The organism is Nocardia sp. NPDC050712, from assembly GCF_040654295.1.
Lineage (GTDB): Bacteria > Actinomycetota > Actinomycetes > Mycobacteriales > Mycobacteriaceae > Nocardia.
Genome location: NZ_JBFAHT010000004.1, coordinates 300,272 through 318,399, shown reverse-complemented (window position 1 = coordinate 318,399; position 18,128 = coordinate 300,272). Strand labels below are relative to the sequence as shown.

Genomic DNA, 18,128 nt, shown 5'->3' with positions numbered 1-18,128 from the left:
TGTCGAACAACCTCTGGGACGTGACGATGCCACCGGTAGTGGACATCGAATGGCCACTACCGGACATGATGTGTCGATGGCCGATACCTCGCGCCGAGCCCTGCGCCTGCTGTCACTGCTCGGCACCCGCCGACGCTGGTCGCTGAGCGAGCTGGCCGCCCGGCTCGATGTCAGCGAACGCACCGTCCGGCGCGACATCGAGACCCTGCGGCAACTCGACTATCCGGTCGCCACCATCCACGGGCCGGACGGCGGCTACGAACTGGGTGCTGGAAACACCCTGCCGCCCTTGCGGTTCGACGAGGAGCAGGCGCTGGCCGTCGCCGTCGCGTTGCAGACCGCCCCGGGCACGGTCTTCGGTCTGGGCCAGGACGCGGCCCGCGCCCTGGACGCCCTCGAACAGGTGCTGCCGCCGAGGTTGCGGGCGGAGATGGAGGCACTGCGGCTGACCCGGTTGCAGAACTACTGGGAGTTCCCGGCGCCGCCGATCGCCCCGGGTGCGCTGAAAACCGTGGGTAGTGCGGTCCGCCGACAGCAGGTGCTCATCGTCGAATCACTGCGCCCCGACGGCACACGGCTGGACCCGCGTGACGCCGATTTCACCCCGCCGCACCGCATCGAGCCGCATCACCTGGTCGTCTGGGCCGGACGCTGGTACCTGGTCGCCTACGACCTCGCGACCAGCGATTGGCGGGTGCACCGCGTCGATCGCTTGCACCTGCACACACCGCCCGGCACCCCGTTCACCCGCCGCGACCTTCCTGGCGGCGACGTGGCTCACTTCGTCATGACCAGCCACGAACGCGGCGATGTCCCGGCGACCTGGGAATGCACAGGAAGCGCACGCCTACAGCTGGCGGCGGAGACGGTGGCCCGCTGGGCGCCCGGTGGATCGGTCGTGGAGCACCTCGACGCCCGGCATTGCCGCCTCACCCTCGGAGCCTGGTCCTGGGCTGGTATCGCGGGAATCCTGGCCACCTTCGACGCCGACCTCACCGAGGTGCAACCACCCGAGCTGGTAGACGCCTGCCACCGCCTTGTGCGGCGATGGCAGGCCGTATAGCTCGGCGTTTGACCCTGACGCAGCGTCAGGGTTGGAGGCTTGTCCCATGACACAGAGCATCGATGACACCGGACAGTTGGTTCCGCCGATCGGCGGATTTCAGGAGATCGACGGGCGGCGCATTTTCGTGCATCGCGCGGGCGAGGGACCCACCGTCGTGTTCCTGCCGGGCGCGAGTGCGATCGGGCTGGACTATTTCGGTGTGCACCAGGAGGTCTCGCGGTTCGCCACCGCGGTGCTGTACGACCGCGGGGGCACGGGCTACAGCGATGCGCTGCCGTTGCCGCGCACGGCGGCGGCGGTCGCCGAAGAACTGCTCGCGGTCCTGCGCGCACAGCACCTCACCGGCCCTTACGTTTTCGCGGCGCATTCGCTCGGCGCCGCCTACGCGTATCGGTTCGCGCAGCTGTACCCCGAGCAGGTGGCGGGCCTGGTCTGGCTGGACGGTTTCCACCACGCCTGGGACGACTTCATGCCGCCCGCGGCGGGTCTGGCCGAGGCCGAGCGGATGGCCCCGGATCCGGAGCAACTCGAACCCCTGCGCTCGATGGTGCACGAGATGAATACCGAACTGCTCGCGGACTATCCGGCGGAAATCCGGCAGCCGCTGATCGAGGCCAAGGACAGCGACGCCTGGCTGCGGGTGGGTATCGCCGAGCGCGGCCACCTGATCGACCTCGCCGCCGAGCTGCGCGCGGGCCCGGGCCTGCCCGACGTCCCCGTGGTGGCGCTCACCGTGGTCGGCGTGGGCACCGGGGAGATCAACGAGGCGAAGACGCGCATGGACGCGGCCCTGGTGCGCACGGTGTCGCACGGCGAACAGCGCCGCGTCACCGACACGTTCCATCACCGCCTCTGCTTCGACCGCCCCGACGTGGTGGTCCAGGCGATCCGCGATGTCGTGGACCGGGTGCCGCGCCCCTAGACTCGGCGCGGTGTTGACGATCGGGCAGCTCGCGAACGCCGCGGGGGTGACGGTGCGCACTGTGCGCCACTATCACCAGGTCGGCCTGCTGCCCGAGCCCGAACGCGACGCCTCGGGCTACCGCCGCTACAGCGCCCAGGCCGCGGTCGACCTCATCCGGATCAGAACCCTGGCCGACGCCGGTGTCCCGCTGTCCCGGATCGATGCGCTGCTGCGGGCGCGACCGGACGAATTCGCCGCGGCCATCGCGACGATCGACGCCGAGCTGCGCGGCAAGGTCGATCAGTTGACCGAGCACCGGCGCCGGATCGCCGCACTGGAGAGCGGCGAAAGGCTGGTTTTGCCGCCCGAGGTGGTCGCCCTCCTGGATCGGATGCGTGAGCTCGGGGTCGGGGAGCAGCGGGTGCAGCTCGAGCGGGACGCCTGGATCCTGGCGCAGGCGCTGGACCCGGATTCCCTGCCGCGCCGGATCCGGGACAAGCTCGCCGGGCTGGCCGATCCCGAGACGATCCGGCTCTATCTGGCCTGTGACGCGGCGGTCGACTGGGCTCCGGATGACCCGCGCCTGGATCGGCTGATCGAGGATCTGGACGCCTGGGAGATCAAGTACAAGAACAACGACGAAGGGGTGCGGCTGGTCGTCTCCCGGATCTCGGAGGCGTCCCCGGCTTGGCAGCGGATCGTCCGCACGCTCGCCCATCGCGCCGAGCAACGGCGCAAGGCGCTCACTTCGCGGTGATGGCGGTGATCAGCGTCCGGTCGCCGACCCGGGCGGTGGCGATGGTCTGGCCGTACTTCTGCGGCTCGCCGTCGCCGGGCCACTTCTCGTGCAGTTCGACATTCCACACATTGCCGTCCCGGTCCGCCTGGGTCAGGTACACGCAGTACCTGGTGCCGCGCGGCTGCTGATCGATGCCCTTCTGAATCAGTTCCACGGCAGGCAGTTTCGCGTCGGGGGTGGTGTAGGAGCGGGCCTTGGCGGCGCTGCGGTCGACGTAGTACGCCCACTCGAAGCCGAAGATGGCATCGACCGCGCTGGCGGTGGAGCCGGGTTCGGCGCCCACCGCCGCACCCGGAGTGCGGGTCTTGGTGCAGCCGGGGGTGGCATGGCCCCAGGGGGAGGTCGCGACGGTGGACGTCGGCGCGGGGGTGGCCGAGGCGCTGGGTGCCGCGACAGGCTGCTTGTCGCGCCGGTTGGACGTGATCACCAGCGCCACCACGGCGACCACCACCGCCCACACCAGCAGCACGGCGACGATGCGCACCGTATTCGACGTGCCACCGCGTTCGACCTGCGCGCCACGGGTCCGGTCGACGGGCGCGCGCAGGATGCCGCGGCCTCCGGAACGGTCCCGGAAGGCCGCGCGGGCGGCGGTGCCGTTGTCGCTGTAGTCGGTGGTGCTGTCGTAGTCGGGGAGATCCCATTCGGGCTCGGTGTGGCGTGGTTCGTCCTCGGGCGGATCCGAATCCTCTTCGGGCCCCTCGGATTCCGGTGCGCGGTGCGCGGGATCGCTGACCCAGTCCGCCCATTCACCGGCCCAGACCGCCGCGCCGTCGGCCGGCGGCAGTACCGGCGGGGGCGTGGAGTGGTTCCACTGATCGGCGAATTTCGCCGAGTCCCAGGGCTCCTCGTAATCCGGGACCGGGTGGCGCTTGCGTTTCTTGGCGCGCTTGGACGACGCCGCACCCGGCCGCTTCAGCCCCGGGAAGGCGGGCAGGCCGGGTAGGACGAACGGGTTATCCGCGGTGGCGGCCGGGTCGGCCGGTGGTGCGGGCGGGCGTTTCTTGCGGCGGGTGAGTCGGCGGGCCATCCAGCCTCACCTCACGAGTGCTGCGGGGTGACGCCGAGTTGCCCCGCCCGCGGCTTGGGTCGCTCCTGGTCCTGGCCTTGGTCGTTCGGCTTGACGACGGGTGGGACCACCATGCCGTTCGGCGGCGCGGCGGGCGCGGGGTTGGGGATCCGGGGCGCGGCGGGCGCGGGCGCTGACGAATCCGGGACCGGGTCCTGGGTGGTCGGCTTGGCCTGTGCCGACGGCGAGGACTCGGTGGGCTTCTGGGTGCCCGTGCCGCCGTTGTTGGCGCCCACGCCGAACGGGCCGGTGCCGGTGCCGTTGCCGGTATTCGGGTTGGCGGCGCCGGTATTCGGAGCGGTGCCGGTGGTCCCGGTGGTGGAGGTGTCGGGCAGGATCGCCTGCTGCGCGGTGGTCGCGGCCTGGTCGATCACCTTCTCGCCCAGGCCCGCCGCCTTGTCGATGGCTTCGGTGCCCAGCGAGACCAGCGCGTCGATGATCTCGGTGCCGAGGGTGACGCCGGCGCTGATCACCTCTTTGCCCAGCGTGACACCGGCGCTGATCAGCGCCTTCTGCAGTGCGGTCTGCGCGTCGGAGACGTCGTCGTCGTTCTGGCCGTCGTCGAAATCGTCGCCGCCGATCCCGCTCTGCGACAGGTACTGCTGCAAGGTCGAACTGTCTTCGGCGCTGGTGTTGGTGAGCGCGTTGGCCTGTCGTTGCAGCGTGGACATCTCGTCACGGGCGGTGTCGACCACGCTGATGCCGTCGGCGATGTAATCCCGGGCCAGCCGGATGATCTTGTCGACATCGGCCTGCGACTGCGCGGATTTCGCCATCGGATTGGCGCGCCGCCGGAATTCGGCGATCAGATTGTCCAGCTTGCTCGCCGCCGTCGAGCGGGTGCTGTAGGCCTTGGTGAGCAGGGTGCGCAGCGCCGTGCTGCTCGAGCCCAGGTGCGACACCTGGGAACCGGTCTTCTTCACGGTGGGCAGGACGACTTCGGCGCTGTCGGTCGACTCCAGCTGGTAAATGCCGGTGCGCACGGGGGATTCGGTGGATTCGGCGGCCGACGCGGCGGCGGCCAGGGCCGCGGTCGTCTCCGCGCTCGGCTCGGTGCCGTCGCCGACCGCGTCCCGCAGCTGTAGTAGCGGTGCGATCAGCGCCTGCACGGTGGCATGGTCGGAGCTGGTGGCAGGCGGCATGACTCAGCCCTCCTGGTCGGTGAGCCGGGCCAGCGCCGCGGCGGCGGCCGCGTCGATTCCCTGCACGCGGTCGGCGAAGGCACTGATCAAGGTGGCGTGCGCGTCGATCAAGGCGGCGGCGGTGCGCACCGTGTCGGCGTGTGATTGCGCCGCGCCGGTCCAGGCCGCCGCGAAATCGGCGCCGAGCAGGCCGAGGCCGGACAGGTCCGCGCCGGCGGCGGTATCGGTATTGCTGGCCGTGGTGCCCAGCAGCCCGGAGACTTCGGCGGCCGCTGCGGCATAGGTGGCGACGGCCTCGGGGTCGACATTCAGATCAGACATGATCCCCCCTGGAATACATGATCAATCAATAGGTCGTGAGCTATCACCCTACTGCCCCTTTCACGGAGAGGGAATTCGTTCCAAAGATAGCGTGGCAGAGCTGAGATGAGGGAGTCGTCGGCCGACAGCACGGAAGAGCGAGGCCGGTGGCCTCGCTCTTCCCAGTGGTTTTTCGGTCAGCGGTTGCGGTGGCTGTGCGTGCCGCCCAGGCGTTTGGCCTCGACGGGCTGCGCCGCGGCGCCCTTCTTGCCCGCTTCACTCGCACGCTTCGGATCGTTGTCGAAGCTGCCGCTGCTGGCTTTGCCACCCTGGCTGGCGATTTTGCGTTGCTGCTCAGGGTCCATTGCCGCGAAACCTCGTGGCGTAGCAGCCATTACGTCCTCCGTTCGAAGGTTGCGGAGCGGTGGCGACCGGTCTGCACCACCACTTGTGAGCTACCCCTACGGCTCGGAGGCAAACCTTCAGCGCTCTGTGGTGGGCATTCGGGTGAGGGCCCATTGCGCCCATTCCTGGTTCATCGCGTAGAACCGCTTGCCCCATTCCAGGGCCATGTGGCCGTAGACGGAGAAGTCGTCGTCGTCCCAGTCGATCGCGGCTTCCAGCTCCGCGAGTCCGGCGCCCGCCTTGGTCATTCGGTTCTCGATGCTGCGCAGGTATTCGCGGGCCTGCTCGCGCTCGAGCACGCCCAGGAAGAACACGCGCAGCAGCATTTCGTTGCGCGCCACCGGCTTCGGCTGGGTGTCGATGAGCCAGCGCCGCAGATCCGCGCGCCCGTCGGCGGTGAGCGTGTACTCCTTGCGCCCGCGCGGCCCCTCGTCCGAGACCGCGATCAGGCCCGCGTCGGCGAGTTTGGTCAGTTCGGTATAGATCTGGCTCTGGGTCGCGGGCCAGACGTTGGACAGCGAGCCCTTGAACCGCTGCAGCAGGTCGTAGCCGCTGGCGGGGCCCTCGGCGAGCATGCCGAGCGCGGCGTATCGAAGACTCATGGCAGCAGCATACCTTCCACTATTGACAGGTCGAGAACAGAGTCTCTACATTCGACATGTCAAAACTGGAATGTCGAGGAGAACCCCGGACATGTCTTACCTGCGTACCTTCGCCCCCTGGATCGTCTTCGCGGCGGTCCCCAGCGCGTACTGGCAGTGGGCCGCGCTGACCGCGCTCCTCCTGGCGGTGCTCGAACTCGCTATCCGGGTGCGGGCCGGGAGCCGGCCGGCGGCCCTGGTCATCGAGATCGGCGCGGCGCTGTTCTTCGCCGCGATCGCCGTGCTCGCCTTCCTCGATCCGCACACGGCGCTGCACGCCTACGTGCCCGCGATGTCGCACAGCATGCTCGCGCTCATCGCCGGCGTCTCGCTGGCCATCGGCGTCCCGTTCACCCTGGCGATCGCGAAACAGAGTGCGCCGGAGGAGGTCTGGGAGGAGCCGCTGTTCATCCGGCTGAACTACGTCCTCACCTCGGTCTGGACGGCGTGCTTCGGGATCGGCGCCGTCGCGCTGACCGTCCTGGCCCATGCACCGGGCCCGCGGTTCGCGGCCATGGTCGCCGTGTTCGTGATCCCGGTCGTGTTCACCCTGCGCTACGTCGCCCATGTCCAGGCCCGAGCCGCGGCGCTCGGCGCCTCCGCCTGATCCAGAACGGTTGCCCACCATGGCTGTCCCACATCTGACCGGCAACTATGCCCCGGTCGCCGACGAACTCACCGCCTTCGACCTGCCCGTCACCGGCCGGATTCCGGCCGAGCTCACCGGCTGGTACCTGCGCAACGGCCCGAATCCGCAGGCCGCCGACTCCAAGCACTGGTTCCTCGGCGACGGGATGGTGCACGGCGTGCGCCTGGAGAACGGTCGCGCGGTCTCCTACCGGAATCGCTGGGTACGCACCTCCACCTTCACCGATGGCGTCCGCGGCTACGGCCCGGACGGGCGCGATCGCACCGCGGGCGTGGCGAATACGCACGTCATCCGGCACGCGGGCCGCACGCTCGCACTGGTCGAATCCTCTTTCCCGTACGAGATCACCTGCGAGCTGGACACTCTGGGCCCGCACGACTTCGACGGCAGACTGACCACCGCGATGACCGCGCATCCGAAGACCTGCCCGGCCACCGGTGAACTGCATTTCTTCGGCTACGAGGTGATGGGGGAGCCGTTCCTGACCTATCACCGCGCCGACGCGGACGGGAACCTCGTGGTGAGCCGCCCGATCGAGGTGCCCGCCCCGACCATGCACCACGACTTCAACCTCACCGCCGAGCACGTCGTATTCATGGATCTGCCGGTGGTTTTCGACGCGGAGACGGCGAGTTCCGGTGCGGGCATGGCCTTCGGGTGGCGCGACGACTATCCGGCCCGCCTCGGCGTGCTCCGCCGGGCCGACCCGCACGGCGAGATCCGCTGGTTCGACATCGATCCCTGCTACGTGTTCCACACCCTGAACGCCTACGACGAACCGGGCCGAATCGTGCTGGAGGTCATGCGCTATCCGGAGCTGTGGCGGGCCGGCGGGGCCTTCGACGACGAGGCCGCGCTCTGGCGCTGGACTCTCGACCTCGCCGCGGGCACCGTCGAGGAACGCCAGATCGACGACCGCGCAGCGGAATTCCCGCGTATCGACGATCGGCTGACCGGCCTGCCCGCGCGCCGCGGCCATGTCACCGTGTCCGGCAGGGACAACGGCGGCGCGCTGCTGCGCTACGACCTGGCCACCGGCGCCGCGACCGCGCACGAGTTCGGTCCCGGCCGCAGCCCGGCCGAGGCGGTCTTCGCGGCGGCCGACGAAAACCCGGGCGGTGCGGGCTATCTCATGACCTACGTCCACGACGCGGCCACCGACCGCAGCGATCTGGTGATCCTGGACGCCGACGACCTGCGGACACCGGTGGCGTCCATCCATCTGCCGCAACGGGTTCCGTTCGGCTTCCACGGCAGCTGGCTCGCCGATCGCTGACCGTTTCGATCACACGCGCCGCGGCATTACCTACAGAGCCAATACCATCGGAGTGGCCTCGGGAAGGGGATCAGCAATGGGTCATGTCGAGCACGCCGCCATCGGAAACGCGCCGCGCGAGTACTCGTTCGCGTTCATCGACGACTACCGCAATGTGCCGCGCTGGATGTTCGGGGTCAAACACTTCACGCCGGTGGGCGAGCAGACCCGAGGGGTGGGCGCGGTGTTCGACACCGCGATCAACCTCGGGCCGATGACCTTGCACGTGCGCGGCGATGTCGTGGAGTGGGAAGAGAACTCGGTGATCGCGCTGCGGGCGGTCAAGGGCATCGAGGGCCGGATGCGCTGGCACTTCGAGGAACTCGGTGCGGACACCACCAAGATCAATGTGGTGTGTGACTACAAGGTGCCCGGCGGCCTGGCCGGTCGCGCGCTGGATCGGCTGATCCAGGCGTTCATCGGACCGGCCATCCGGCACACCGAGAAAAGCCTGCGCCAGCAGATCGAATCCGGCTACCGGGCAGCGCCGAACGCCTAGGCGATCAGCGCGTTCATGATGGTGCCGGCGCTGGTCGCGATGACGCCGCCGATCATGGCTCCGGCCACCATCTTCGGGGATTCCAGACCGCCGCCGGTCCACTTCTCCCAGGCGAACTTGCCGCCCGCGAAAATGATCGCGACGATGCCGGCCAGCAGCACGAACCAGGTGAAGTAGCTGACCATCTGCTGGAACTTGTCAGCGATCGGCGGCGCCTCGGGGGCGGGGTTGCCGATCTGTGCCAGGGTGTCGAACGCGGTGACCAGGATCATCGCCAGTGCTGCTCATTCCGCTCGTGCCGACAGGGTTTCACGACGATGGTATCCGCTTCCGCAGCCGAACGCAGGTCCTCCCCGATTACGAATCGGCTGACCTCCCCTGCGGCGCAATCGATCTGTCAATGGGACTGGCATGTGATCTCTTGGCGGCAGTGGGTATTCCTGGCGATGATGGAGGTTTGGCCGCGATGAGGAGTTGGTGGTGAGCATGCTGACGGCGATAGGTGAGACCCTGCTTGCGCAGATCGGGAATCCGACCCCGGAGACGCCCCCGCTGGCGGACAAGATCATGACGATGGTCCGCTGGCTGACCTGGTTCGCCATCCTGTCCGGCATCCTCGCGATCATCTTCGCGGGCGGAAAGTTCGCCTGGGAGAAATGGACCGGTGGCGCGATGACGTCGCCGAAGATGATCGCCGGCGCCATGGTCGGCGGAGTGATCGCGACCAGCGCGGGCACCATCATGAACGCGCTCGTGGCCGCCTGACCGGGTAAAACTAAACAGGTTTTACTAAACACTGTTCACACGGCATCGCCGTGTGGTTTCATCTCCTCACTGGAACGTGTTCTACACAACGTTGTGAGGTCCGCAGCCCGGACCGGTAGGAGATAGCCGTGACCACATCCGTCCCCGCAGGATTCGACTTCACCGACCCCGACCTGCTCGCCCAGCGCCTGCCGGTCGAGGAGTTCGCCGAGGCGCGCCGCACCGCGCCGGTGCACTGGGTTCCCCAGGCCGGCAGTGGATTCCAGGACGACGGCTACTGGGCGGTCACCCAGCTCGAGGACATCAAGGAGATCTCCAAGACCCCCGAGGTCTACTCCTCGGAGGAGAACACCGCGGTCATCCGCTTCTACGGCGACATCCTGCGCGAGGAGATCGAGGTCCAGCGCTTCCTGCTGCTGAACCAGGACCCGCCGCGCCACACCAAGCTGCGCCGCATCATCTCCAAGGGCTTCACCCCGCGCGCGGTCGAGTCGCTACGCGACACCCTGCGCGAGCGGGCCGAGCGGATCGTGCACGAGGCCAAGAAGACCGGCGGCGGCGACTTCGTCGAGCAGATCGCCTGCGAGCTGCCGCTGCAGGCCATCGCCGAGCTGATCGGCATCCCGCAGGAGGATCGCGGCAAGATCTTCAAGTGGACCAACGAGATGATCTCCTACGACGATCCCTCCTTCGAAGGTGACCACAAGGTCGCCACCGCCGAGGTCATGGGCTACTCCTGGAACCTGGCCGAAGAGAAGCGCAAGTGCCCGGTCGACCTGGGCGGCGCCGAGGACATCATGTCCACGCTGCTCAACGCCGACGTCGAGGGCGAATCCCTGGCCTCCGACGAATTCGCCTGGTTCGTCATCCTGCTCGCGGTTGCCGGCAACGAGACCACCCGCAACGCCATCACGCACGGCATGAAGGCCTTCGTCGACTTCCCCGAGCAGTGGGAGCTCTACCAGGCCGAGCGCCCGCGCACCGCGCCGGACGAGATCGTGCGCTGGGCCACCCCGGTCATCGCCTTCCAGCGCACCATCATGCAGGACACCGTGCTCGGCGGCCACGACCTGAAGAAGGGCCAGCGCGTCGGCATGTTCTACAGCGCCGCCAACTTCGACGAGCGCCACTTCGAGAACCCCTACGAGTTCAACGTGCTGCGCAACCCGAACCCGCATGTCGGCTTCGGCGGCACCGGTACCCACTTCTGCGTCGGCGCCAACCTGGCCCGCCTGGAGATCGACCTGATGTTCAACGTCCTCGCCGACGTGATGCCGAATATCAAGCAGGTCTCCGAGCCGGTCCGGCTGCGCTCGGGATGGCTCAACGCCATCAAGAGCTGGCAGGTCGAATACAACTGACGCGGCGGCTCCGGCCGATCACGCATTCGCGTGGTGCTGCGCTCTCGTGATGAGGTGGCGGAATGAGTGAGGCCAAGTCGCGAGGGCGCGCGCCCGTGGTGAGTGACGCGGACATCCGCCGGGTCGCGCGGATGTTGCTCACCTCGGAGGGCGTCGAAGCGGTGACCCTGCGCGCGATCGCGCGCGAACTCGGGATCACCGCGCCGGCGCTGTACCGGCACTACAACTCGCGCGACGACCTGCTCGAGCGGATGCGCCTGGACTACTGCGCCGAACTGGCGGCGCAGCTGTCCGACGAGATCGCGACGCTGCCCGAGGACGGCGCGGAGCAGTTCTTCGCCATCTGCAAGGGTTTCCGGCGCTGGGCCCTGGCGCATACCCGGGAATTCACCCTGGTCTTCGCCTCGCCCGGCACCGGCGCGACGACGATGATGCGCCGCTTCGACGAACCCTTCGGCCGGATCTTCCTGGCCGCGGCCGGGCGACTGCTGGCCACCTACGACGTCGTCACCCCGCCGACCGATGTCATCCCGGAGGAACTGCGCGAGGACCTCGTGCAGTTCCAAACCGAGCTGCTGACAACGCTGTCCGAGTCCGGGCAGAAGTTCCCCGCCGAGAAACTCGACCTCGGCGTCACCTATCTGATGATCCAGATCTGGGCCCGGTTGTACGGGCACGTCACCCTCGAGGTGTTCGGCAACTATCCGATTCCGGTGTCGCACCCGGAGATCCTGTTCGATGCGATGCTGACGGATCTGGGACGCAATGCGGGGTTGATTCCCGGCTGACGGTCAGCGCTCGCCGCGGGACAGCCACTCCGCGAAGCCGATGCCGCCGGTCTCGCCGTCCGGGCCCACGCAGAGGCCGCCCGCGCGCAGGGCGCGGCCCATCGCACCCGGAATCGGCAGGGGCACCGGTATTCCCGAGCGTCCGGCGTGCGCGCGGTAGATGCGGGCCGCGTCGGCGAAGGTGAGGACCTCGGGTCCGCCGATATCGGGCACGCGCCCGGACGGGCCGGCCGCCACCGCCTCGACCATGCGGGCGGCGACCACGTCGACATCGATCGGCTGAGTCTTCGCGGCGGTGCGTGGTGCGAGGTGGAAACGGGTCGCGAGCCCGACGAAGTCCGCGATCAGGTGATGGAACTGGGTGGCGCGCAACAGGGTCCACGGGACCGGCCCGCCGGTCACGACCTGCTCCTGGGCCACCTTCGTCCGGTAGTAGCCGAAGGGTACGACATCACAGCCCACGATCGAGATCTCCACGTGGTGTCCCACGCCCGCCCGTTGTTCGGCGTCGAGCAGCATGCGGACGCCGTCCACCAGTACGGCATTGGATTTGGTCATGGCATTGGCGGCGTTCACCACCGCCTCGCACCCCGCCAGCGCCTCGTCCAGCCCGGCGCCGGTCCGCAGATCGGCGGCCCGATGCTCGACCGTCGCTTCCTCGGGCGCGGTGCGGCTCACCACCCGCACCTCGTGCCCCCGCGCAGTCGCCTCCCGCACCACGGCGCTCCCCAGCACTCCGGTTCCGCCGATCACCGCTACCCGCATGCTCCGCTCCCTCTCCCAACAGCTCCGTTCGGTAGGACGCACGTTACGGCGCAGCGCCGACACCCCTCAACGTGCGTCATCCCATACATCGCCTCCGCCACAACCCCTTCCTCGCACGCTGTCACCTGCGCTATGCCGGCAACTTCACGATCTTGATCAAATGCGGGCGCCTTTGACGCGATTGCAGGCGCGGCAGAGGATTTGGAGGTTGGAGGCGCTGGTGGCGCCGCCGCGGGACAGCGGGATGACGTGGTCGAATTCCAGGTAGTGGCTGCTGCCGCATTCCACGCAGCGGCCGCCGTCGCGTTGCCACACTTCGGCTTTCACCTCCTGGGAGATGCTGCGTGAATCACGTTGACCCGGTGTGAGAACCAGGCGTTTGGCGACGCGCAGGGCACCCTCCAGGGCGGCCGCGACGTAGTCGGGGTCGTCCACTTCGAAGCTGGCGCCGCCGCGTGCGGACGTGGCGGACAGGACGACCAGGCTGTCCTCGATGGCGACGGAAACGACGCGGCTCCACGGGAGTTCGGTGCCCGCGCCGGCGCCGACGAAACGCAGCTTCTTGTTGCTCGCGATCAGTCGCCCTTCGCTGAGTCTTGGGCCGCGGGCGAGCTGCCGGACGTGGGTGGCGGGGAGGTCGAGGTGCACGCGCTCCTCGGGGTCCAGATGCAGGCCGGGGGTGCGGATCGCGGGGAGTTCGCCCTCGCGCAGCCGGGAGAGCAAGCGGCCCCGGGCCATTCGCCGATGCAGATCGTCGATGAGCGGGCCGCGCAGGTCGAGTTCGACGATGGCGTCCTCGAACGCGTCGAACTCCGGCTGCGCGATCTCGCCGTCGGCGAAGGCGAAAGTCACCAGGCGTTCCACATAACTCAGGGCCGCGTCCCGCAGCGCGAGACGACCCGCGTCCTCCTGGATGCGCTGATAGCGCAGGGAGGCCCACAGCGCATCCCACTCGGGACCGCTGGGCCCGGAGGTGGTGAGCACCCGCCAGGCCTGGGTGTGCCAGTGCGTGAGAAATTCCTCGATCTCCACCTCGCACCGCGCGCACGGCGCGAGCCGCCCGAACAGTTTGCGCCGCCGCGGATTTCCGCACCGTTCGCAGTGCCGCGGATTCGACGGGACCGGCTCACGCCAGGCGGAGGTCCACTCCGCGCCGTCCCACCACCGCAGGCGAATCGGGTTTTCCGGATCCAGATGCCAATCCGCCCGTTCGGGATTCGCCGGGGGAGCGGGCGGTGGTTCGGGCGCGTCCACCGTGCGCCGCCCGAGGTCTACCGGGCGCCGCGCGCGATCGCCACTCTCGCCGAACGCGGGGATGGGTTCGGTCGAGTACTCGCCCCGGTCGACGCTGTGCGGCGAGTCGTAACCCGGTGCGGTGCGGCCTGGTGCGGGCCCGCCACTCGGATCCATGGTGGGGCGACCCTCGGGCGCTACGGGATAATCGTCACCGGCTCTAGGCGGTGAGTCGGAACCCGTGCCGAATTCAGGGGTGTGGCTGCTGACGGGCAGGCGACGGGTGGATGCGACCTGCTCGGCTGGAGCGGGCGGCATCGCGGCGGGTTCGGGTGTGACGGATTGGGCACGGGGCGCTACCGGGTTGCGGCGTGGCTCGGCGTCGGGTTCGTCCACCTCCACCCCGAATTCGGCGATCAACCCCGCCAGCCCCTGCTCCCACCCCTGCCCGATAGCGCGAAACTTCCAGCGCCCATCGCGCCGGTAGAACTCGCCGAACATCATGGCGGACACCGCGTCGGCGTCGGCGATCTCGTATTCCGCGACCGGGCCGTCGGCATCGAACACAGTTACGGTCAGGCCGGCGACGGCGCCGAAGGTTCCGTCGTCCAGGGAGCCGCTGAGCACGATGCGATCGATCTCGGCTTCGGTGCGCGGCAGCGACACGCTCAGCCGTGCCGTCCCGGGTTCCGGTTCCTGATCGAGGATCACGGCCTGGGAGATGTGGCGGGGGGCGTTGTAGAACACCAGGTCCCGGTCCGTGCGGACCGTGCCGGCCTCGGTGAGCAGCAAGGCGTGCGCGTCGACGACATGGGCCGACCGCCATGAAACGACCACGGCCAGTAGGGATGTCGGTACCGCTGTGTTAGCGCCTTTGCTGAGTTTCATCGTGCTGGAAATACTGCCACGACCCACCGACACGCCGAATTCCCCGACCCGTTCACTCGGCGCTGCGGCCGGTCTCGCACAGGATCGGCTGGGTCGCCGGGGGATTGGCGGGGATGTTGACTATCGCACAATCGCTACCAAGCAATTGCTTGGCTTGGTAACGTCGGAGGGGCAGGAGGAGGTGTCGGGGAACGGTCGAGAGGCCGCGACCAGCACGCCGTTCGGGTCCGCGTCGAGGCGAGACCGTCGGAGATATCAATGGGGATGTGACCGGGGACAATTCAGCTTTACGTGTCGTCGTGGGCCGCCGCCGTTTCTCCGGCATCGTGACCGATCAAGGACGGCACTATGAGCGAAACCAAGCAGAATCACCTGAACCACCCGCTGTTCGTCGCGGCTCGCGCCTACACGAACTACTTCACGCCCACCGTCACGGGCATCGAGAATCTGCCCACGTCGGGCCCCGCGCTGGTGATCGGCAACCACTCGTCGATCTACTGGATGCCGGAGGTATGGATCACCTTCATGGCGATGCTGGAGCGCCGGCCGGTCGAACCCTCGTTCGGGGTGGCACACGACGTCATCCTGAACACGCCGATCTTCGGGGACTCCATCCGGCAGTTCGGCGTCATCCCGGCCAATCGGGACGCCGCCGCGGCGGGCATCAAGGACGGCGGCGCGGTCATGGTCTACCCGGGTGGGGACTGGGAAGCCTGCCGCCCCTGGACCGATCGCGCCAAGATCGATTTCGCGGGCCGCAAGGGCTTCATCCGCCTCGCCCTGGAAATGGGCGTCCCGGTGATCCCGGCCGTCGCCAACGGCGGCCACGATTCCATCTTCGTGCTCAGTCGTGGCGAACGCAGCGCCAAGCTGCTGCAACTCGACAAACTGTTCCGCGCGAAGGTCTTTCCCTACACCGTGGGCGTGCCCTTCGGCGTCGCCCCGATCGTCCCGCAGCTGCCGCTGCCGGCCACCGTCGACGTGAGCTTCCTACCCGCCCTGGACTGGTCGACCCAGCCGGGCGACCCCGACGACACCGCCCTGGTCGAGTCCTATTACGACGACACGGTCGGCACCATGCAAACCGAACTCGACCGGCTGCGCGCCGCCACACCCAACCCCATCGCCACCGGCATCAAGAACCATCTGGCCGCCCTCCCGGGGCCCTTCTCGGCACTGGCCGAACTGGTTTCATGATCGGCCGGAACCGGTGGCGGCATCGGCCGCGGGGCCACCGTCGCCGGTTCCGCGGTGCAGGGCGCGATAGGTGGCGGCGGCTTTGAGGAGTACCTCGTGGTACTCGGACTCGGGGGTGGAGTCCAGCACGATGGCGCCGCCCGCGCCGATGCGCCAGTGGCCGTCGTGCCGGACGGCGGTGCGGATGACGATGTTCAGGTCGGCCGTGCCGCCGAGCCCGAGGAAGCCGATGGTGCCCGAATAGACACCGCGCGCTTCGGTTTCCAGTTCGTCGATGATCTCCATGGTGCGTAGTTTCGGGGCGCCGGTCATCGATCCGCCGGGGAAACACGCTCGGACGCAGTCGATCACGTCGACGTCGGCGCGCAGGGTGCCGCGCACGGTCGAAACCAGTTGGTGCAGTGTCGTATACGTCTCGGTGGCCATCAGCTTCGGGACGTGCACGCTGCCGATCTGGCAGACCCGGCCCAGATCGTTGCGCAGCAGGTCGACGATCATCAGGTTCTCCGCCCGCGTTTTCGGGTCGGCGGCCAGCTCGCGGCGCAGGCGCTCGTCTTCGGCGGGTGTCGCGCCGCGCGGTGCGGTGCCCTTGATCGGCTTGCTCTCCACCGTGCGCGCCCGATCGATCTTGAGGAAGCGTTCCGGTGAGGAGCAAGCGATTTCGAGATCGTCGAAGCGCAGGTAGGCCGCGTACGGGGCGGGGTTGCAGCGGCGCAGCGTGCGGTAGAAGTCCAGGCCGTCCGAGTCGTCCGCGGCGACGGTGACACTGTCGGTCAGGCAGATCTCGTAGGACTCGCCCGCCCGGAGCTTGTCCAGGCACGCCGCGATGTCCGCGAGGTACTGCTCGCGGCCGCGGGTGAGCAGACCCTCGACCGCGCCGAGGTCGGAGTCCACCGCGAGTTCGGGTGGATTCGCCCACGTCGGCAGCGATTCCAGCGCCTCGGCGGTATCGCGTAGCCAATCCGCGGTGGCGTCGCGCGCGACTTCGGAGCCGGGATCGGTGAGGGCGAGCAGGTGGGTCTGGCCGGTCACGTGGTCGACCACGACGAGCCGGTCGGCGAAGATCCACTGCGCGTCCGGCACCGCGGATCGGTGCGCCGCGTGCGCGCCGCAGTCGGCTTTCACCTCGTACCCCAGGTATCCGACGTATCCGCACGCGAAATCGAAGGGCAGGTCCGGGATTTCGGCCTCGCGCCAACGCAGTTTCTGGGCCAGGTGGGTGAGCACGTCGCCGGGTACGGTGCGCCGTTCGCCGTCCGCGGTCTCGACGACGACGGACCCGTCGCCGACCCGGTATCGCACCACCTCCGCGTACGGCCCGCTGGCATCGCCGAGGAAGGAGAAGCGGTCCAGGCCCGGTTCGACATGCTCGCTGTCGAGCCAGAAAGCCGTGCCGGACTCGCGGTAGAGCCGCAGGAACGCCGCCTCGGCGTCGATCGCCCGTTCGATGACTTGATGGCGTACCTGCCACGGCCGGCCGAGTTCGCCTAGTCGATAAGGGCTTTCGGGCGGGTCGTCCAGCAGTGGCTGCCACCCGCCGGGGACGGTGCCGGGGCCGATCTCGGGGGCGGCGGTGTGCGTGAGCAAGCCGGGTTCGGGGAGCGGCGTTCCGTCGAGGACGGAGGTCGACGGCCCCGTTGTTTCGGCGCAGGCCGCACGAAGCGCAGTCCCACCCCCGGCCGCTCGAACGCCGGCGGACCGCGAGCTGCGAGGCTGCGAAATCCGATGCGCGGCAGTCAGTTCGGCGAAGTTGCGGAGCAGCGCGGCGCCGTGGTCCCCGGCGATCGACTCGGGGTGGAACTGCACGCCCCACTGCGGCCGGGTGCGGTGCCGGATCCCCATGATGACGCCATCGGAGGTAGTGGCGGTGATCTCGAGCTCCGCGGGCAGTGGTTCCAGCGCGCACAGCGAGTGGTAGCGCACCACCGTGAATTCCTGCGGCAGCCCCGCGAACAGATCCCGCTGATCGTGGTGCACCTGATCCAGGTATCCGTGCCGGGCGGCGGGGGCGCGCCCGACCGTGCCGCCCGCGGCTACAACGATGCCCTGATGTCCGAGGCACACTCCGAGCAGCGGCAACGCCGTCTCCCGGAGCACCGCCGCGGAGATGCCGATATCGCGGGCCACGTCGGGCCGGCCCGGCCCGGGCGAGATGACCACATTGTCGAAGGCTTCGAGCCCCAGCTCGGCCACGCTCGCCGCGGCATCGTTGCGCACGACGGTCGGTTCGACCCCGTTCACCTCACTGATCAGCTGATAAAGGTTGTAGGTGAACGAGTCGTAGTTGTCGATGAGCAGCGTGCGCATGGTGTGCAAAACCCTACGCCGAGCCCGGGCGTGCG

The 18,128-nt window shown here is 68.7% G+C and carries 19 protein-coding genes; 10 read left to right on the top strand and 9 right to left on the bottom strand.

Annotated elements, in window-relative coordinates; translation table 11 throughout:
• Nucleotides 1–76 precede the first annotated feature (76 nt).
• Genes AB0H76_RS29675 through AB0H76_RS29665 form a run of 3 tightly spaced genes read left to right on the top strand, consistent with a single transcriptional unit; the run spans nt 77 to nt 2,727 of the window.
• Nucleotides 77–1,063: a WYL domain-containing protein gene (locus AB0H76_RS29675; RefSeq protein WP_357330319.1), complete on the top strand. Its 987-nt coding sequence runs from the start codon at nt 77–79 to the stop codon at nt 1,061–1,063.
• 46 nt (nt 1,064–1,109) lie between these two features.
• Entirely contained in the window at nt 1,110–1,988 is an 879-nt protein-coding gene (locus tag AB0H76_RS29670) for an alpha/beta hydrolase (protein WP_357330318.1), read from the top strand.
• Nucleotides 1,989–1,998: 10 nt separating this feature from the next.
• Nucleotides 1,999–2,727 carry a MerR family transcriptional regulator gene (locus AB0H76_RS29665; RefSeq protein WP_357330317.1) on the top strand — a complete coding sequence of 243 codons (729 nt, stop codon included), beginning with the start codon at nt 1,999–2,001 and terminating at the stop codon, nt 2,725–2,727.
• Here the strand turns inward: AB0H76_RS29665 and AB0H76_RS29660 are convergent.
• From AB0H76_RS29660 to AB0H76_RS29640, 5 genes are all read right to left on the bottom strand, one after another.
• Complete coding sequence (locus AB0H76_RS29660) at nt 2,714–3,799, bottom strand: hypothetical protein (protein WP_357330316.1); 1,086 nt, start codon at nt 3,797–3,799, stop codon at nt 2,714–2,716. The genes AB0H76_RS29665 and AB0H76_RS29660 overlap by 14 nt on opposite strands.
• A gap of 11 nt (nt 3,800–3,810) precedes the next feature.
• Nucleotides 3,811–4,980, bottom strand: a complete 1,170-nt coding sequence (locus tag AB0H76_RS29655) for a hypothetical protein (protein ID WP_357330315.1) — start codon at nt 4,978–4,980, stop codon at nt 3,811–3,813.
• Between the two features lie 3 nt (nt 4,981–4,983).
• Complete coding sequence (locus AB0H76_RS29650; protein WP_357330314.1) at nt 4,984–5,301, bottom strand: hypothetical protein; 318 nt, start codon at nt 5,299–5,301, stop codon at nt 4,984–4,986.
• Nucleotides 5,302–5,477: 176 nt separating this feature from the next.
• On the bottom strand, nt 5,478–5,675 hold the full coding sequence (locus AB0H76_RS29645; protein WP_357330313.1) for a general stress protein: 198 nt from the start codon (nt 5,673–5,675) through the stop codon (nt 5,478–5,480).
• A gap of 87 nt (nt 5,676–5,762) precedes the next feature.
• Complete coding sequence (locus AB0H76_RS29640) at nt 5,763–6,287, bottom strand: PadR family transcriptional regulator (protein ID WP_357330312.1); 525 nt, start codon at nt 6,285–6,287, stop codon at nt 5,763–5,765.
• Nucleotides 6,288–6,378: 91 nt separating this feature from the next.
• On the opposite strand from AB0H76_RS29640, the gene AB0H76_RS29635 reads away from it, so the two are divergent.
• From AB0H76_RS29635 to AB0H76_RS29625, 3 genes are all read left to right on the top strand, one after another.
• Complete coding sequence (locus AB0H76_RS29635) at nt 6,379–6,933, top strand: hypothetical protein (protein ID WP_357330311.1); 555 nt, start codon at nt 6,379–6,381, stop codon at nt 6,931–6,933.
• Nucleotides 6,934–6,952: 19 nt separating this feature from the next.
• Nucleotides 6,953–8,251: a carotenoid oxygenase family protein gene (locus tag AB0H76_RS29630; RefSeq protein ID WP_357330310.1), complete on the top strand. Its 1,299-nt coding sequence runs from the start codon at nt 6,953–6,955 to the stop codon at nt 8,249–8,251.
• Between the two features lie 76 nt (nt 8,252–8,327).
• Nucleotides 8,328–8,789 (top strand): SRPBCC family protein, encoded by a 462-nt coding sequence (locus tag AB0H76_RS29625; protein ID WP_357330309.1) that lies wholly within the window; start codon nt 8,328–8,330, stop codon nt 8,787–8,789.
• Here the strand turns inward: AB0H76_RS29625 and AB0H76_RS29620 are convergent.
• Nucleotides 8,786–9,061: a hypothetical protein gene (locus AB0H76_RS29620; protein WP_357330308.1), complete on the bottom strand. Its 276-nt coding sequence runs from the start codon at nt 9,059–9,061 to the stop codon at nt 8,786–8,788. The genes AB0H76_RS29625 and AB0H76_RS29620 overlap by 4 nt on opposite strands.
• Nucleotides 9,062–9,275: 214 nt before the next feature.
• Between AB0H76_RS29620 and AB0H76_RS29615 the strand changes: the two genes are divergently transcribed.
• The 3 genes from AB0H76_RS29615 to AB0H76_RS29605 all read left to right on the top strand — a co-directional run bounded on the left by AB0H76_RS29615 (nt 9,276) and on the right by AB0H76_RS29605 (nt 11,703).
• Nucleotides 9,276–9,554, top strand: coding sequence for a hypothetical protein (locus AB0H76_RS29615; RefSeq protein ID WP_357330917.1), 279 nt, complete (start codon nt 9,276–9,278; stop codon nt 9,552–9,554).
• 128 nt (nt 9,555–9,682) lie between these two features.
• A complete protein-coding gene (locus AB0H76_RS29610) occupies nt 9,683–10,915 on the top strand; it encodes a cytochrome P450 (protein WP_357330307.1) in 1,233 nt (410 codons plus the stop codon).
• 62 nt (nt 10,916–10,977) lie between these two features.
• The gene (locus AB0H76_RS29605; protein WP_357330306.1) at nt 10,978–11,703 is read left to right on the top strand and encodes a TetR/AcrR family transcriptional regulator; all 726 of its coding nucleotides are present in this window, start codon (nt 10,978–10,980) and stop codon (nt 11,701–11,703) included.
• Nucleotides 11,704–11,706: 3 nt separating this feature from the next.
• On the opposite strand, the gene AB0H76_RS29600 is transcribed toward AB0H76_RS29605, so the two are convergent.
• Both AB0H76_RS29600 and AB0H76_RS29595 read right to left on the bottom strand, forming a co-directional pair.
• Nucleotides 11,707–12,468: an SDR family oxidoreductase gene (locus tag AB0H76_RS29600; protein WP_357330305.1), complete on the bottom strand. Its 762-nt coding sequence runs from the start codon at nt 12,466–12,468 to the stop codon at nt 11,707–11,709.
• A 156-nt stretch (nt 12,469–12,624) separates the two neighbouring features.
• Nucleotides 12,625–14,589, bottom strand: a complete 1,965-nt coding sequence (locus tag AB0H76_RS29595; RefSeq protein ID WP_357330304.1) for a TerD family protein — start codon at nt 14,587–14,589, stop codon at nt 12,625–12,627.
• 348 nt (nt 14,590–14,937) lie between these two features.
• On the opposite strand from AB0H76_RS29595, the gene AB0H76_RS29590 reads away from it, so the two are divergent.
• Nucleotides 14,938–15,786, top strand: coding sequence for a lysophospholipid acyltransferase family protein (locus tag AB0H76_RS29590; RefSeq protein WP_357330303.1), 849 nt, complete (start codon nt 14,938–14,940; stop codon nt 15,784–15,786).
• Here the strand turns inward: AB0H76_RS29590 and pabB are convergent.
• On the bottom strand, nt 15,781–18,093 hold the full coding sequence (pabB, locus tag AB0H76_RS29585; RefSeq protein ID WP_357330302.1) for an aminodeoxychorismate synthase component I: 2,313 nt from the start codon (nt 18,091–18,093) through the stop codon (nt 15,781–15,783). The genes AB0H76_RS29590 and pabB overlap by 6 nt on opposite strands.
• Nucleotides 18,094–18,128 lie beyond the last annotated feature (35 nt).